General features: G+C 62.3%; 14 protein-coding genes and 2 pseudogenes. 5 read left to right on the forward strand and 11 right to left on the reverse strand.

The window, feature by feature from the left end; genetic code table 11:
* Positions 1 to 48 precede the first annotated feature (48 nt).
* Positions 49 to 618: a pseudouridine synthase gene (locus BLW24_RS13490; protein ID WP_167360447.1), complete on the forward strand. Its 570-nt coding sequence runs from the start codon at positions 49 to 51 to the stop codon at positions 616 to 618.
* On the opposite strand, the gene BLW24_RS13495 is transcribed toward BLW24_RS13490, so the two are convergent.
* The 5 genes and pseudogenes from BLW24_RS13495 to BLW24_RS13515 all read right to left on the reverse strand — a co-directional run bounded on the left by BLW24_RS13495 (position 619) and on the right by BLW24_RS13515 (position 3,675).
* Positions 619 to 1,011, reverse strand: a complete 393-nt coding sequence (locus BLW24_RS13495) for a globin (RefSeq protein WP_090381945.1) — start codon at positions 1,009 to 1,011, stop codon at positions 619 to 621. It lies immediately after the preceding gene.
* 85 nt (positions 1,012 to 1,096) lie between these two features.
* On the reverse strand, positions 1,097 to 1,315 hold the full coding sequence (locus tag BLW24_RS13500; protein ID WP_090381947.1) for a DUF2788 domain-containing protein: 219 nt from the start codon (positions 1,313 to 1,315) through the stop codon (positions 1,097 to 1,099).
* A 138-nt stretch (positions 1,316 to 1,453) separates the two neighbouring features.
* Entirely contained in the window at positions 1,454 to 1,933 is a 480-nt protein-coding gene (locus BLW24_RS13505) for an Lrp/AsnC family transcriptional regulator (RefSeq protein WP_090381951.1), read from the reverse strand.
* A gap of 429 nt (positions 1,934 to 2,362) precedes the next feature.
* Positions 2,363 to 3,137: pseudogene (locus tag BLW24_RS13510) on the reverse strand (cation diffusion facilitator family transporter).
* 118 nt (positions 3,138 to 3,255) lie between these two features.
* Positions 3,256 to 3,675 (reverse strand): polyribonucleotide nucleotidyltransferase, encoded by a 420-nt coding sequence (locus tag BLW24_RS13515; protein WP_090381955.1) that lies wholly within the window; start codon positions 3,673 to 3,675, stop codon positions 3,256 to 3,258.
* Positions 3,676 to 3,840: 165 nt separating this feature from the next.
* Here BLW24_RS13515 and hrpB point away from each other — a divergent pair, with 165 nt between their 5' ends.
* Positions 3,841 to 6,381, forward strand: coding sequence for an ATP-dependent helicase HrpB (gene hrpB / locus BLW24_RS13520; RefSeq protein ID WP_090381958.1), 2,541 nt, complete (start codon positions 3,841 to 3,843; stop codon positions 6,379 to 6,381).
* A gap of 145 nt (positions 6,382 to 6,526) precedes the next feature.
* On the opposite strand, the gene BLW24_RS13525 is transcribed toward hrpB, so the two are convergent.
* Positions 6,527 to 7,270, reverse strand: a complete 744-nt coding sequence (locus BLW24_RS13525) for a substrate-binding periplasmic protein (RefSeq protein ID WP_090381961.1) — start codon at positions 7,268 to 7,270, stop codon at positions 6,527 to 6,529.
* Positions 7,271 to 7,379: 109 nt separating this feature from the next.
* A complete protein-coding gene (locus BLW24_RS13530) occupies positions 7,380 to 8,471 on the reverse strand; it encodes an endonuclease/exonuclease/phosphatase family protein (protein ID WP_090381964.1) in 1,092 nt (363 codons plus the stop codon).
* Between the two features lie 101 nt (positions 8,472 to 8,572).
* Here BLW24_RS13530 and BLW24_RS13535 point away from each other — a divergent pair, with 101 nt between their 5' ends.
* Genes BLW24_RS13535 through BLW24_RS13545 form a run of 3 tightly spaced genes read left to right on the forward strand, consistent with a single transcriptional unit; the run spans position 8,573 to position 10,440 of the window.
* Positions 8,573 to 8,812, forward strand: coding sequence for a CDGSH iron-sulfur domain-containing protein (locus tag BLW24_RS13535; RefSeq protein WP_090381968.1), 240 nt, complete (start codon positions 8,573 to 8,575; stop codon positions 8,810 to 8,812).
* 36 nt (positions 8,813 to 8,848) lie between these two features.
* Complete coding sequence (locus BLW24_RS13540; RefSeq protein WP_090381971.1) at positions 8,849 to 9,694, forward strand: SDR family oxidoreductase; 846 nt, start codon at positions 8,849 to 8,851, stop codon at positions 9,692 to 9,694.
* Positions 9,694 to 10,440 (forward strand): substrate-binding periplasmic protein, encoded by a 747-nt coding sequence (locus BLW24_RS13545; protein WP_090381974.1) that lies wholly within the window; start codon positions 9,694 to 9,696, stop codon positions 10,438 to 10,440. Before BLW24_RS13540 ends, BLW24_RS13545 begins: the two co-directional genes overlap by 1 nt.
* A gap of 19 nt (positions 10,441 to 10,459) precedes the next feature.
* Here BLW24_RS13545 and BLW24_RS13550 read toward each other — a convergent pair whose 3' ends face one another.
* The 4 genes and pseudogenes from BLW24_RS13550 to BLW24_RS13565 form a co-directional block, all read right to left on the reverse strand.
* Complete coding sequence (locus BLW24_RS13550; RefSeq protein ID WP_090381977.1) at positions 10,460 to 10,894, reverse strand: VOC family protein; 435 nt, start codon at positions 10,892 to 10,894, stop codon at positions 10,460 to 10,462.
* A gap of 30 nt (positions 10,895 to 10,924) precedes the next feature.
* Entirely contained in the window at positions 10,925 to 11,587 is a 663-nt protein-coding gene (locus BLW24_RS13555; protein ID WP_090381979.1) for a YciC family protein, read from the reverse strand.
* A gap of 34 nt (positions 11,588 to 11,621) precedes the next feature.
* Positions 11,622 to 11,906: pseudogene (locus BLW24_RS13560) on the reverse strand (isochorismatase family protein); the annotation flags it as partial.
* Between the two features lie 263 nt (positions 11,907 to 12,169).
* Entirely contained in the window at positions 12,170 to 13,213 is a 1,044-nt protein-coding gene (locus BLW24_RS13565) for an IS110 family RNA-guided transposase (RefSeq protein WP_090381993.1), read from the reverse strand.
* Between the last annotated feature and the right edge of the window lie 60 nt (positions 13,214 to 13,273).

Here is a 13,273-nt window from a genome sequence, read left to right on the forward strand (position 1 = left end):
CGCCCTGCATCCTCACGTCCGCACAGCGGCAATCCTGCCGTGCGCCGTGTGGCCAAGGCGCCACCCGCCGAGCCACGGTTGCTGGTGCTGAGCAAGCCCTTCGACGTACTCACCCAGTTCAATGACGAGCAGGGCCGCGCCACCCTCAAGGATTTTGTCGATGTGCCTGGCGTCTATCCGGCTGGCCGGCTGGACCGTGACAGCGAAGGCCTGCTGCTGCTGACCAATGACGGCGGCCTGCAGGCGCGTATCGCCGACCCCAAGCACAAATTGGCGAAAACCTATTGGGTGCAGGTGGAGGGCGAACCGAACGAGGTGCAATTGCAGCAGCTGCGTGAGGGCGTGCAATTGAATGACGGCCCGACCTTGCCGGCCGAAGCGCGCTTACTGGATGAGCCGCAGTTGTGGGCGCGCAATCCGCCGGTACGCTTTCGCAAAAGCATCCCGACGGCCTGGCTGGAGCTGGTGATTCGTGAGGGGCGCAACCGTCAGGTGCGGCGTATGACGGCCGCGGTGGGCCTGCCGACGCTGCGCCTGGTGCGCGTGCGTATCGGCCCGTTCAGTCTGGATGATTTGCAGCCGGGGCAGTGGCGCGAAGTGCCGGCCCGGCTGGGTTGATCAGTAGCCGGCTTTGATAACTGCGATGCCTTTATCCAGCACCTCATTCCAGGCGTTGCGGGTTTCGTTGCAGTACTGCTGGTCATGCTCGCCGATGGTCTGCAGCAGTGCTTGCTGCCACAGCACATACAGCTCAGGGCGAATGTCCATGGCGGCGCGGGAGTGGCTGCAGCCCAGGGCGCGTAGCTTGGTGTCAGGCATGCCGCGCGCATGCATCACCAGGTTGAGAATGCCCTGACGCAGCAGCAGCTTTTGCCCGTTCATCTCGGTATTGGCGAACTTCTCGCGCACCTCGGGTGAGCTGGCAAGGAAGTGCTGGTAGAAATTGTCGAAGAAATCAGGGCTGGCGCAGCAGCGGCCATAGCTCTGCATCACCCGGTCGGAGGGGGACATGAATACTCCTGGGGAACGGCGGAAAGCTGCATTCTAGCGCGGTTGGATGCGGCTGGGCGTGCAGTAGTCGGCGCGGGCAGCTTTATCAGCCGTGGATGCCGCGACTTACTTCGATGATGTAGGTGATGATCGGCTTGGCCAGGAAGGCGAACAAGCACAGGCCCAGACCGAGGAACAGGATCGCCGTACCCAGGCGGCCGGCTTTGGAGGTTTTTGCCAGGTCCCAGATGATAAAGAACATAAACACCATCAGCCCGCCGACCAGCGCGTACATCATCAGCGATTCGAACTGTTCGGTTTCCATTCGGGCCTCGTGAACCTGCAGGTGCTCGGCTGGTTGCCGAAATCGATGCGTAGGCGGGGGCGGTGACGCTCGCCAGAGGGGCGCGATTATACGCGCCGTGGGCGGCCCTGCCAGCCGCGCATGGCGAGGGTGCGGCGATCAGCCGCGCAGATGCTGCAACGGCAGCTGGGTGCTGGAGAGAATCTGCTGCAGTACGAAGCTGGAGCGCACGCTGGAAACGCCCTCGATACGGGTCAAGGTGCCCAGCAGCAGTTTCTGGTAGTGATCCATGTCCGGTACCACCACCTTGAGCTGGTAGTCCGCGTCCATCCCGGTGACCAGGCAGCATTCGAGCACTTGCGGGCATTTGCGGATTTCTTCCTGAAAATGCTCGAAACGCTCAGGGGTGTGCTTGTCCATGCCGATCAGCACGTAGGCGGTCAGCGTCAGGCCGAGCTGCTTGCGGTCGAGCAGGGCGACCTGGCCAAGGATATAGCCATCATCTTCCAGTTGTTTGACCCGCCGCGAGCAGGGCGAAGGCGACAGGCCGATGCGTTCGGCCAGCTCCTGGTTGGATAGGGTGGCGTCGCGCTGCAATTCGGCGAGGATATTCAGGTCATAACGATCAAGTCTGTTCATATTTACCGTGCTTTCGTTATTAAGTTGTGCATGATGATGCGCTTGTGGTGATTAATTGCGCAAGTGATAGATATATTAGCAATATTCGCAATCTTTCACTGCCTCGGCGGGCGTAAGCTTTACCTCAACTTCAAGGCCCGGACGACACGTCCAGCCGCCTCGCCCAATCAGGTGAGCGGTCGCCGCCGATCCCACCGGATCGTCACGGCTCCCGGGTCCGCACTGCCCAACCAGGCAGGCGAAGAAAAGGCGTTACCATCGCCATAATGACGGGCACAAAAAGGGGAAGGCCTGCAGGCCTTCCCCTTTTTTGTGTCCGTGTTCCATTGGCTCGTATCAGGCGCCAACTCGTAGGTTGGCGTAGAGCGTAGCGAAGCCCGGCCGCTCATGGCATGCCTCGTTGGGTTTCGTCGCGATGCTCCTTACCCGCTAGCGCGCGTGCTTTACCACGCTGCTCGGGTCGGCATGCACCAGTACTTCGGCACGGGGGAACTCGCTGCGGATCGCCGCTTCAACCTGCTCGCACAGGCCGTGCGCATGCAACAGGCTCAGCTCACTTGGCAACTCCACATGCAGCTGGACGAACCAGTGGGTGCCAGAGAGGCGCGTGCGCAAGTCATGCACGCCCAGTACGCCGGGCACTGCGCAGGCCAGACTGTGCATCTGCGCGCTGATCTGCGGGTCGAGCTCCTGATCCATCAGCACGGTTGCTGCTTCGCGGACAATGCTGATGGCGCTCCAAAAGATATACAGCGCAATGCCGATACCGAAGATGGCATCCAGTTGCGGCCAGCCGTAACTGGCCAGCAGCAACGCCAGGAGGATGCTGCTGTTGAGCAGCAGGTCCGAGCGATAGTGCAGCGAGTCGGCGCGAATTGCGGTGGAGCCGGTCAGCTTGACCACATGGCTCTGGAACAGCAGCAGGGCAATGGTCACCGCCAGCGACAGCAGCATCACCGCGATGCCCAGGGCCGGTGCGCCAAGCGGTTGCGGATTGAGCAGGCGATCAATCGCGTGGCTGCCCACCAGCACGGCGCTGGCGCCGATAAACAGCGCCTGGCCAAGGCCGGCCAGGGCCTCGGCCTTACCATGGCCGTAGCGGTGATCCTCATCGGCTGACCGAGCCGCTGAGCCACCAGGCAATCGCTTTAGCCAATGCCAGAATGAGCGCAGCCGACAACGCGGCGAAGGTCGCCAGGCGCATCAGGCGGGCGTGGTGGGGCAGTGTTTTCACGGGGTATCCGAATAAGAACGTCGATATTGCCAAGGCTAGCGCGAAATATGAAAAAGCCCGCTGGGGTAGCGGGCTTCTTCGTTGCGGGTCAGGCCGCCGGACGCAGGCCGTAGGCCGCGAGTTGCTCGGCGCTGCCGCTGTGCTGGATCAGGCGCGGGTCATCCAGAGGCAGGCTATGGCCCGTCTGTACTTCGATCAGCGCCTTGAGCTTGAGCGGGTCGACCTTACCGTCGGCATCCACCACATTCTGCAGGTCTTGCGGATCCATCTGTGAGGTCAGGCCGCCGGGCAGATAGATCGCACCACTGGCGAAGTCGATACCAAAGGTGATCAGCCCGGGGATGACATAAAACAGAATACCGATGGCGTTGAGCCCGGCGACCACTGGGTCGATACGGCCTTCGATCTGGCCGCGGCGATCCGGAAAGAAGAGGGTGCCGCATGCGCTCAGTTGGGTGAGTAGGGTGGCGACGAGAAGGCCACCGATAACGCGGGTTTGGGTGCGCATTGAACATCTCCATGGAAAAGTGGCGCAACTATACCAATGCCTGTATTGCAATACCGCTGTTCAGGCGCTGCCAGTGCTATTTCGCGTAGCCATATCTGACAGGTCAGACAGCGCCAATGGCCCAGCGGTTCGCCGTTATAATCCTGCGCCTTGAATGGAGCCCGCATGAATTCCCTGCCAATCGATGTGCTGCTGCCTGAGCTGTGTCAGGCCCTTGCCCTGCGTGACGAAGCGGTGCTGGAAGCGCCGCCCGGTGCCGGCAAGACCACCCGTGTGCCGCTGGCGCTGCTGACCCAGCCCTGGCTGGCCGGGCAGACCATCATCATGCTTGAGCCGCGGCGGCTGGCGGCGCGGGCGGCGGCGGAGCGCCTGGCCAGCGAGCTGGGTGAGGCGGTGGGGGAAACCGTCGGTTATCGCATCCGCCTGGATAGCAAGGTCGGCCCGCGTACCCGTATCGAAGTGGTCACCGAAGGCATTCTGGCGCGGCGGCTGCAGGATGATCCGGCATTGGAAGGTGTCGGCCTGGTGATCTTCGATGAGTTCCACGAACGGAGTTTGGACGCTGACCTGGCGCTGGCGTTGACTCTCAATGGCCGGACGATGTTTCGCAGCGCCGACTCCGGCGAACAGCCGCTGAAGGTGTTGCTGATGTCGGCGACCCTGGAAGGCGAGCGCCTGGCGGGGTTGCTCGGAAATGCGCCGGTTCTGCGCAGCGAAGGGCGGATGTTCCCGGTGGATATCCGCTGGGGTGCGCCCTGGCAGGCGGGCGAGTGGCTTGAACCCAAGGTGCTGCAGTGTGTGTTACAGGCGCTGGCCGATGAGCCGGGCAGCCTGCTGGTGTTCCTGCCGGGGCAGGCGGAGATTCGCCGGGTCAATGAACAGCTGGCTGAATCCCTGGCCGGGCGTCGCGACATTCTGCTCTGCCCGCTGCATGGCGAACTGGACCTCAGCGCCCAGCGCGCCGCCATCGAACCCGCTCCAGCGGGCCTGCGCAAGGTGGTGCTGGCGACCAATATCGCCGAAACCAGCCTGACCATCGATGGCGTGCGGGTGGTGATCGATGCCGGTCTGGCGCGAGTGCCGCGTTTTGACCCGAACAGCGGCATGACCCGTCTGGATACCCAGCGTATCTCCCGCGCCTCGTCTACCCAGCGCGGCGGGCGGGCCGGGCGCTTGCAGCCGGGCGTCTGTTATCGCCTGTGGTCGCAGGCGCAGCATGAGCAATTGGCGGCCTACGGCACGGCGGAAATGCTCCAGGCCGACCTCGCCGGCCTGGCCTTGCAACTGGTGCGCTGGGGTGTGCTGCCGGCCGAGCTGGTCTGGCTCGATCCACCACCTGCAGCCGCCTATGCCCAGGCTTTGGAACTGTTGGTGCGATTGGGCGCGGTGGATGCGCAGGGCAAACTGACCGCTCATGGTCAGGCCATGGCCGAACTGCCGACTCATCCGCGTATCGCCCACCTGCTGCTGCGGGGTCAGGAGCTGGGCTTGGGTGCACTCGCTTGCGATCTGGCAGCCTTGCTCGGCGAACGCGACATTCTGCGTGGCGCGGGGGCCGACCTGCATAGCCGCCTGGCTTTGCTGGCGGGTGAGGCGCGAGCCTCCCAGGGGAACGCCGCCCGAGGTGGCGTGCAGCGTGCCCGGCAACTGGCCCGGCAGTTTCAGGGTTATCTCAAGCGCCGGCCCAGCCCGCAGGCAGTCAGTGATCCCGAGCATCCGCGTTGGCTGGGCGCATTATTGGCTTTCGCTTACCCGGATCGCATCGCCCAGCAGCGGCGTGACGGTGGCGCGGAATACCGTCTGGCCAACGGACGGGCGGCGCTGTTTGCGGAGGTCGATGGCCTGATGAAACACCGCTGGCTGGTGGTGGCAGACCTGGGCAGTCGCCAGGGCCAGCGCGAAGAGCGCATCTACCTTGCCGCCGAACTGGAACCGCAGCTGTTCGAGGGTGTGTTGGCCGAGCAGGTCAGCACGCTGGAGGTACTGGACTGGGATGAGCGCGAAGGCGCCCTGCGCGCCGAACGTCAGCGCAAAGTCGGTGAGCTGGTGCTGTCACGCGAGGCGTTGACCGGGCTCGATGCACAGCAACGCAGCCGCGCCATGCTCGGTCTGGTGCGGCGCAAAGGCTTGGCACTGCTGCCCTGGACCCCGGAGCTGCGCCAGTGGCAGGCGCGGGTGGCGTTGCTGCGCACGCTGGATCTAGCCAGCAAGGATGCCAGCGAATGGCCGGATGTCAGCGATGCCGCCTTGCTGGCGACTCTGGAAAGCTGGCTGCAGCCCTATCTGGATAGCGTCACCCGGCTCAGTCACTTCGCCAATCTTGATTTGCCCAGCCTGCTGCTGAACCTGTTGCCCTGGCCGCTGCCGCAGCGCCTGGATGAGCTGGCGCCGCGCAGCGTGCAGGTGCCATCGGGTTCACGCATCAGCCTGGATTACAGCGAACAGCCGCCGGTGTTGGCGGTGCGTTTGCAGGAGCTGTTCGGTCTAGCCGATACGCCGCGCATTGCCGGCGGTCGTCAGGTGGTCAAGCTGCACCTGCTGTCACCCGCTCGGCGCCCGGTGCAGGTGACGCAGGATTTGGCCAATTTCTGGCGCAGCACCTATGCCGAAGTGAAGAAGGACCTCAAGGGCAGGTACCCCAAGCACTACTGGCCGGATGATCCGCTGATCGCCGAACCCACCGCGCGGGCCAAGCCGCGCAAGTAGGCTGAGAACCTACTTACGATCTTGCGAGCTAGAGTCCTGCAAGGCAAAAACAGGCGAGGAAGCGGAGTGTACGAGCTGTACATGAGCATTCCGAGCCTGTTTTTAACGTAGCGGGGCCGACGCGCAGCAGATTGAAAGCAGGTTCTTAAGGCAGGCGCAGGTCTTCGCCAGCAGCCTGCAGCTCGGCATAGGCACGATCCAGTGCATCGCGCAGTGCTTCGGCGCCGGGTGCTTTACTGGACACGATCAGCTTAAGTGGGATGCGCTGCAGCTCCACATACGGCAGTTCGTACATGCCCAGGCGTCTGCGCGCCTGCTCCACCGGGGTCTGGTAGTCGAGGAGAAAATCGCCGCGGCGACGCTGGAGCATTTCCAGGGCAGCGGTATGGGTGCCGGTACGGTGTTGCTCTACAGCCAGTTGCGGGTCGTTGAGCATTTCATTGATCGGCTGCCAGTAGGTGTAGCCGCTGATCATGATTACCCCACGGCCCTTGAGATCATCCGGCAGGCGAGGCATCAGGGTGTCGCGGCGGAAATACAGGTTGAGCACGATCTCGCCCAGCAGGGTATTGGTTTCCAGGGTGTGCTCGCGCAGTTCGATTTTGCCCGGCGCGCCTGGCCAGACCTGCACGCTGCCATCCTGCAGGGCGTTGTACAGTCGCGCGCTAGGGTAGGAGCGCAGCTGGGCGCGGTAGCCCGCATGATCCAGCAGGCGCTTGCTCAGTTGCAGTATGGCGCCCTTCGAGCGGCCTTGGCTGTCGGTGTAGGAATAGGGTGGGAATTCGTAATAACCCACCTGCACCAATGGTCGCTGATCATCGGCGGGAGCGGCGAGGCTGGTGCTGCAGTACAGGGCTGCAGCCAGCGCGAGGAGAAGGAATCGTGGCATCAAATGGGTATGTACTGCGGCTATCTGCCGTCTTTTCGTTATAAAAATGTCACATTGGGCGAGCATGGCTAACTGCCGGCAGTTTTGTCCAGTGGCTCGCCGAAAAAGCTCAATCGGGCGTCGGCAGCAGCAGACGGGCGAGCACCGGCAGGTGGTCGGAAATGCCCAGGCTATCGTGCTGGCGTACCTGGCTGTCGAGTAGCGTCAGCTGTGGGCTGTGGAACAGGTAGTCGAGGGTGCGATCCGGGCCACGCACTGCTGGATCGTTGGGGTAATGGGTATACCAGCGCGCCTGTTCGGCACCGTTGGCCTGCTCCAGACTGGGCACCATGGGGTAGCGTTCGGCCAGTTGCTGCAACTCGCTGTTGGGGCTGTACCAGCTGCGCTGGCTTGCAGGCAGGCGCTGGTACTGGCCGGGCGGTAGCAGATTGAAATCACCGCCAATAACCCAGGGCGTGCCGTCGGCCTGGAGCTGATCGAGCAGGCTGCTGGTCATGGCCACCTGGCGTTGCATGGTGTCATTGCCTTGGGCGAAGGCATCCAGGTGGGTGTTGATGGCAACCAGCTCGCCGCCACCACGTACCGGCAGATGGCTGACCAGCAGGGCACGCTTGAGGTTGAACTGGCGGCTGATCGGGTCGGCGGGCATCAGCGGCAGTTGCAGGCGTTCGGCGCGGGATATCTGAAAACGGCTGAGGGTGCCCAGTTGCATGCCGACGCTGCCGAGAATCTGTGGGTGCGGCACCAATGCGGCCTTCCAGTAATAGGCCTGACTGCTGCACGGGTAGAGGTCGCTCAGACGCTCGTGCAGCAGCGCCAGCTGGTTCTGGTAGTCCGTGGCCTTGGCGCCGTTGTGCAGCTCCTGCAGCAGCACGATATCGGGTTGCTCGTCACGCAGAATGCGCGCCACTTCATCCAGGGTAAACGCCAGGTCTTCTGCGCTGGGGCGTTGATCGGGGCCGCTGCCATCTGCCAGGTCGTACCAGAACACATAGCGCTTGCCGGCCAGGTATTGGATGTTCCAGGTCATCACTTTCAGTGCCTGACCCGGTTGCAGTTGCGGCGCATTGGTCTGGCAGCTCACCGGGGCGGCTTCGCGGGCGGCTGGGTGCCAGGTCAGGCTGTAGATCAGCGCGGCCAGCACGCAGAGCAGACTGGCGAGGATGAGCAGGGAGAGGCGTAGAAGTCGGGGCAGGGGCATAAACAGGCTCGCCAGCGGGTGGACTATGCTGAGGGAGCATACCGGAGAAGCGTGGCGATGCCGATGTTGCGGCGCCTTGCTCGGGTGCTCCAGGAGGTCATATGAATAGCCCAACGATTGCCCAGCGTAGCCCCTATGCGGTTGCGGTCACTGCCGGCAACGACTACTTCTGGTGCCGCTGCGGACTGAGCGCTGCGCAGCCTTTCTGCGACGGCAAGCATAAAGGCAGCGGTTTTACCCCACTGAAATACCACGCGGACGAAGACGCCACCCTTTACTTCTGTGGCTGCAAACACACGCAGACGCCGCCCTGTTGCGATGGTAGCCATAACAGGTTGTAGTAACGGCTTTAGCAGTAACAGGGTCGGAGACAGGTTATGTATCGCAAGGTGTTCGCCAACAAGGTGTTCGACCGCAAGGTTGTGGTGATTACGGGCGGCTGCGCCGGAATCGGCCGGGCGTTGGCCATGCGTTTGGCACAGGCGGGCGCGCGCCTGGTGATCTTCGATCTGCAGCAGCAGGCGCTCGACAGCCTGGTGCAGCACCTGGCCGATCACCACAACGCCGAGGCCCTCGGCGTGCTCTGCGATGTGGCCGATGCCACAGCGGTGGAGCGGGCGATGGCGCTGACCGTCGAGCGTTTCGGTGGCATTGATGTGTTGGTCAACAACGCCGGCATTACCCACCGCAGCAGCTTTGCCGACACTGAGCTGGCAGTGTTCCAGCGGATCATGGCGGTCAACTATTTTGGCGCGCTGCACTGCACCAAGGCCGCACTGCCCAGCCTGATTACCCGCAGTGGGCAGATCATCGTGCTCAGCTCGCTGTCAGGCTTCGCCCCGCTGCTTTACCGCAGCGCTTACAACTCCAGCAAGCATGCCCTGCATGGGTTGTTTGAAACCCTGCGTTATGAGCTGAAAGGCTCCGGGGTCAATGTGATGCTGGTGTGTCCCGGTTTTACCGCCACCGATCTGCGCAAGAATGCCCTGGTTGGCGATGGTTCGGTGGCGGCGCAACCACCACTGGCGATGGGCAAAGTGGCCTCGCCGCAGGATGTTGCCGAGGCGATCTACCACGGTGCCTTGAAGCGTCGTCGGCTGCTGGTGCTGTCGAATGTCGACTGGCGCGCGCGGGTGCTGGCGCGATTCTTCCCACGGCTGTTCGAACGGGTGCTGTTGCCGCGTCTGTCCGGCTTGAAACCGCAGCGTGCAGGACGTTCCTGATGCGTCGCGCATGGCTTGCTCTGCTGCTGTTGCTCGGCGCGCCGCTGCAGGCCGAAGAGCCGCCTGCGCTGTTGGTGATGACCGATATCTGGCCGCCTTTTCGTATGCAGGAGGGCGACGGGGCGCTGAGCAGGTTGGATATCGACTTGCTTGATCAGCTCAGCCAGCGCACCGGGCTGCGCTTTGAGGTGCAGCGCGCACCTTGGGCGCGCGGTCTGGCGGCGCTGCAGAACGGCAAGGCCGACTTGATGACCGGGCTGGCGAAAACCCCTGAGCGGGAAGGCTATATCCATTACCTGCCGCAGCCGTATTACGCCTGTGCGCCGCGCTTTTATGCAGCGCCGGCGCAGGCCAAGGCGCTGCAGAGCTATAGCCAGTTGGCCAGTCTGACGATTGGTCATGTGCTGGAGTCTGCGTACTTCGAGCCCTTTGATTCGGATCAGCAGCTGCGTAAAACCGCGGTCAACACAGAAAACCAGCTGCTGGAAATGCTGGTGCGCGGGCGTCTGCAAGTGGTGATCGGCACCGATTGCCAGGTCGACTATGAGTTGCGCGATGCGCGCTGGAATGGCCGTATCGTCAAGGCGGTGTTTCAACCCGAGGCCCGCACGGATTTGTATATCGGTTTCTCTCGCCAGCGCGCCTTGCAGGCGGAGTATCGACAGGTGACCGAGGCCTTGGCGCAGATGCAGGCCGAGGGCTGGATCACCACGGCGGCGCAGCGTTATCAGTCCATCGCGCCTTGAGCTTTACCGGCCTCAGCCATCAATGCTCGTGGGGCTCGATATACACCTCGTAGATCATTTCCAGATCCCAGAATGCCGCCTCGACCTTGTGCCCATCCAGATCGCGGACAAAGCAGCCGTAATAGGGCTCACCGTATTCAGCGCGTGGGCCGGGGGCGCCTTCATCGCTGGCGCCAGCTTCTAGGGCGGCCTGGTAGAAGTCATGCACGGCAGCCTTGTTCGCCGCGACAAAGCCAAAGTGGCTGCCATTGCCGATGCTTGCTGGTTTGCCGTTTATCGGCGTCTGCACCCAGAACTGCGGGTATTCGCGGCCATAGGCGACGGCACCAGGGTGGGCGAGTACGCGCTTGCAGCCGAGGGTGGCGAGAACCTGATCGTAGAAGGCGGTGGCCTTATCGAACTGATTGGTGCCGATGGAGATATGCGAAAGGATGCTCGGGTTGGCGTCAGCCATGGCTCTGTCTTCCTTGGGTGTCGCTGGCGTTCACTCGACTTCGGGCTGGGCGCTGCGCAGCATAAATAGACGAAACAGCACTACGCTTGAGAATAGTTGTAAAAAGCGACTTGCGCAGTCCAGCAGCAGGCTGGCCAGGGCGTTGTCGGCGAGGGTTGCGTTGGACTGACTCCAGCCATCCAGCAACCACAGCGGCAGCATGACAATCAGGATGCAGCCGAGCATGGGCCAGAAGTAACCGTTACTCAGTTGGAAGCTATCGTGCAGCGCCTTCATCGGGCTCAGACCGCGCAATACCAACAGGTATTCGGCAAACGCCAGTTTGACCATCAGCCAGATTCCCGGCAGCACGAACAGCGAAGCGCCGAGCAGAATCGCCAACGTATTGAGGCCCGCCAGCAGCGCAAAGCTTGGCCACAGGCGCAGGCTGGCAGCCAGCAGGTCGAGGGCTCGCGGCTGCAGGCTCTGGCTGCGTGCATCGAGAAACAGGATCAGCGCTGCGCTATATAACGGGTAGAACAGCAAACCGGCGAGCAGGCGCCAAAGGGTGGCGGATTCGGCGGCCACCAGGCTGGTGACCTGCTGCAGCAACAAACCTTCGAGTACGATCAACGGTAGGCACAGGCGGGCAATCGCCGCCAGGTTATGACTGAAGAAATACCAGGAGTCGCGTAAAGCGGAGAGCATATTCATAGGGGCAGGTTGGGCTCGAATTCAGGCTCGCACTCTAGCTGATCCTGCTTGCCGCACCCAGTAATGCGGCAAGCAGATCGGTGCTGGTTAGCACCTCGGCATACTCATCACGCAAGTTCGCCATGGCCATGGCGTGCACCTCATCGGCGCTGCGTAGCTGTCCGTAGTAGTCAGTCTTGTCGAAGGTGTAGCAGGCATCTGCCACCACTTGGGTGATAAAGCCCAGATTGCTGGCACTGCGCGCGGTGGCTTCAACTGAGTTTTCACTGGCCACCCCGACGATCACCACACGGCGAATGTTGCGGGCATGTAACCAGCGTATATGGACTCTCCCCACAAGTAGTGAGCAAAGCTTTGCTTTTGCACCTGTCGTCAGCGCGGTTGCATTCGTATATCCGGCCTGTTTTGGGCTCACCGCCCTGGCCACTCTGTAGTTCGCGCAGCGGGGGCCAAGCGTTCAATCGATCACGCGGATCATGATTGTTATCGGCCTTATTCCGCTGCAGGACTCGCCTGTTCCGACAGTGCTGCTGCTCACCACAACCACAAGAAAACCATCTCTCCCTTCTGATTACCCCGCCGTCAGGCGGGCTTTAGGCTTTGCCAGTTACCACTGAAACGCCGCTCATGGCACCACACGGCCCAGCAAATCCTGACCAACTTGTTGGCCAGGGCTACAGCCGCTTTGTTGTGGCCGATACGGGCTGCCGTCTCGACGGCCCAGCGTTGCAATTGGGTCAGTTTTTCCGGTGAGCGAGCCTGACAGCGCTGTGCTGCCAGCAAGGCCGCTCGCGAGCCGTGGATTAACAAGGTGCGCACATAGACGTTGCCCTGTCGGCTGATGTGACCCAACTTGCGCCGGTCGCCGCTACTGAATTCGCGTGGTGTCAGGCCCAGCCAGGCGCTGAGTTGACGACCACTGGCAAAGCGCTCGGGCTTGCCGACTGCGTTTTTCAGGGCGCTGGCGGTCAGCAGGCCAATACCGCCGACTTCATCGAGTTTGCGCACCACTTCATCGTCGGCGTGCCAGCGTTTGAGTTGCTGCTCACACTCGGCCACGCACTGTTCGTGCAGGTTGATTTCCGCCAGGACGATATGCAGTTGATGGCTCAAGGGGGCGACTTCTGGGCGCTCAACCAACTCGTGGGCCGCACGGATAAACGCGGCGGTGGCGACCGGGGCTTCGATACCCGCTTCGCGCAGGATGCCGCGCAGCAGGTTGATCCGCTGGGTACGGCTTTTCTTCCAGGTTTCGCGCAGCCCGTGCAGTTGCTGCACCTGTTGTTGCTCATGGGTTTTCACCGGCACCGGATAGATATCCTTGCAGCGCGCGGCCTCCAGCATCGCATCACAGTCATTACGGTCGGTTTTGTTGCGGCGTCGATACGGGCGTACATAGCGCGGGTGGATCAGCTTTATCGAATGGCCCAGTGCCTGTGCCACGCGCCCCCAGTAATGGGCCGTGCCGCAAGCCTCCATCACCCACTCGACCGGCTCAGTTTGCTCCTGTATATATCGCCTGAACGCCTCTCGGTTCAGCCGCTTGCGCTGCACCACCTGGCCGGAACGGACACTCTCGGCAACTTGGTAAACGGACTTGGCCAGATCAACCGCAATTCGTTTCATCGCGCCTCTCCCTTTGTTCAGTCACCGCGGTTCTGGGTATAGAAGTGTGGCGCGGGGAGA

The organism is Pseudomonas anguilliseptica, assembly GCF_900105355.1.
In the GTDB taxonomy this organism is placed as follows: Bacteria; Pseudomonadota; Gammaproteobacteria; order Pseudomonadales; family Pseudomonadaceae; genus Aquipseudomonas; species Aquipseudomonas anguilliseptica.

What these genes read in the sequence shown, in the direction of transcription:
- BLW24_RS13550 (WP_090381977.1), bottom strand. Translation starts at nt 10,894, where the DNA reads ATGGCTGACGCCAACCCGAGCATCCTTTCGCATATCTCCATCGGCACC.
- BLW24_RS13565 (WP_090381993.1), bottom strand. Translation starts at nt 13,213, where the DNA reads ATGAAACGAATTGCGGTTGATCTGGCCAAGTCCGTTTACCAAGTTGCC.
- BLW24_RS13555 (WP_090381979.1), bottom strand. Translation starts at nt 11,587, where the DNA reads ATGAATATGCTCTCCGCTTTACGCGACTCCTGGTATTTCTTCAGTCAT.
- BLW24_RS13505 (WP_090381951.1), bottom strand. Translation starts at nt 1,933, where the DNA reads ATGAACAGACTTGATCGTTATGACCTGAATATCCTCGCCGAATTGCAG.
- BLW24_RS13515 (WP_090381955.1), bottom strand. Translation starts at nt 3,675, where the DNA reads ATGCGCACCCAAACCCGCGTTATCGGTGGCCTTCTCGTCGCCACCCTA.
- BLW24_RS13530 (WP_090381964.1), bottom strand. Translation starts at nt 8,471, where the DNA reads ATGCCCCTGCCCCGACTTCTACGCCTCTCCCTGCTCATCCTCGCCAGT.
- BLW24_RS13535 (WP_090381968.1), top strand. Translation starts at nt 8,573, where the DNA reads ATGAATAGCCCAACGATTGCCCAGCGTAGCCCCTATGCGGTTGCGGTC.
- BLW24_RS13500 (WP_090381947.1), bottom strand. Translation starts at nt 1,315, where the DNA reads ATGGAAACCGAACAGTTCGAATCGCTGATGATGTACGCGCTGGTCGGC.
- BLW24_RS13525 (WP_090381961.1), bottom strand. Translation starts at nt 7,270, where the DNA reads ATGCCACGATTCCTTCTCCTCGCGCTGGCTGCAGCCCTGTACTGCAGC.
- hrpB (WP_090381958.1), top strand. Translation starts at nt 3,841, where the DNA reads ATGAATTCCCTGCCAATCGATGTGCTGCTGCCTGAGCTGTGTCAGGCC.
- BLW24_RS13540 (WP_090381971.1), top strand. Translation starts at nt 8,849, where the DNA reads ATGTATCGCAAGGTGTTCGCCAACAAGGTGTTCGACCGCAAGGTTGTG.
- BLW24_RS13495 (WP_090381945.1), bottom strand. Translation starts at nt 1,011, where the DNA reads ATGTCCCCCTCCGACCGGGTGATGCAGAGCTATGGCCGCTGCTGCGCC.
- BLW24_RS13545 (WP_090381974.1), top strand. Translation starts at nt 9,694, where the DNA reads ATGCGTCGCGCATGGCTTGCTCTGCTGCTGTTGCTCGGCGCGCCGCTG.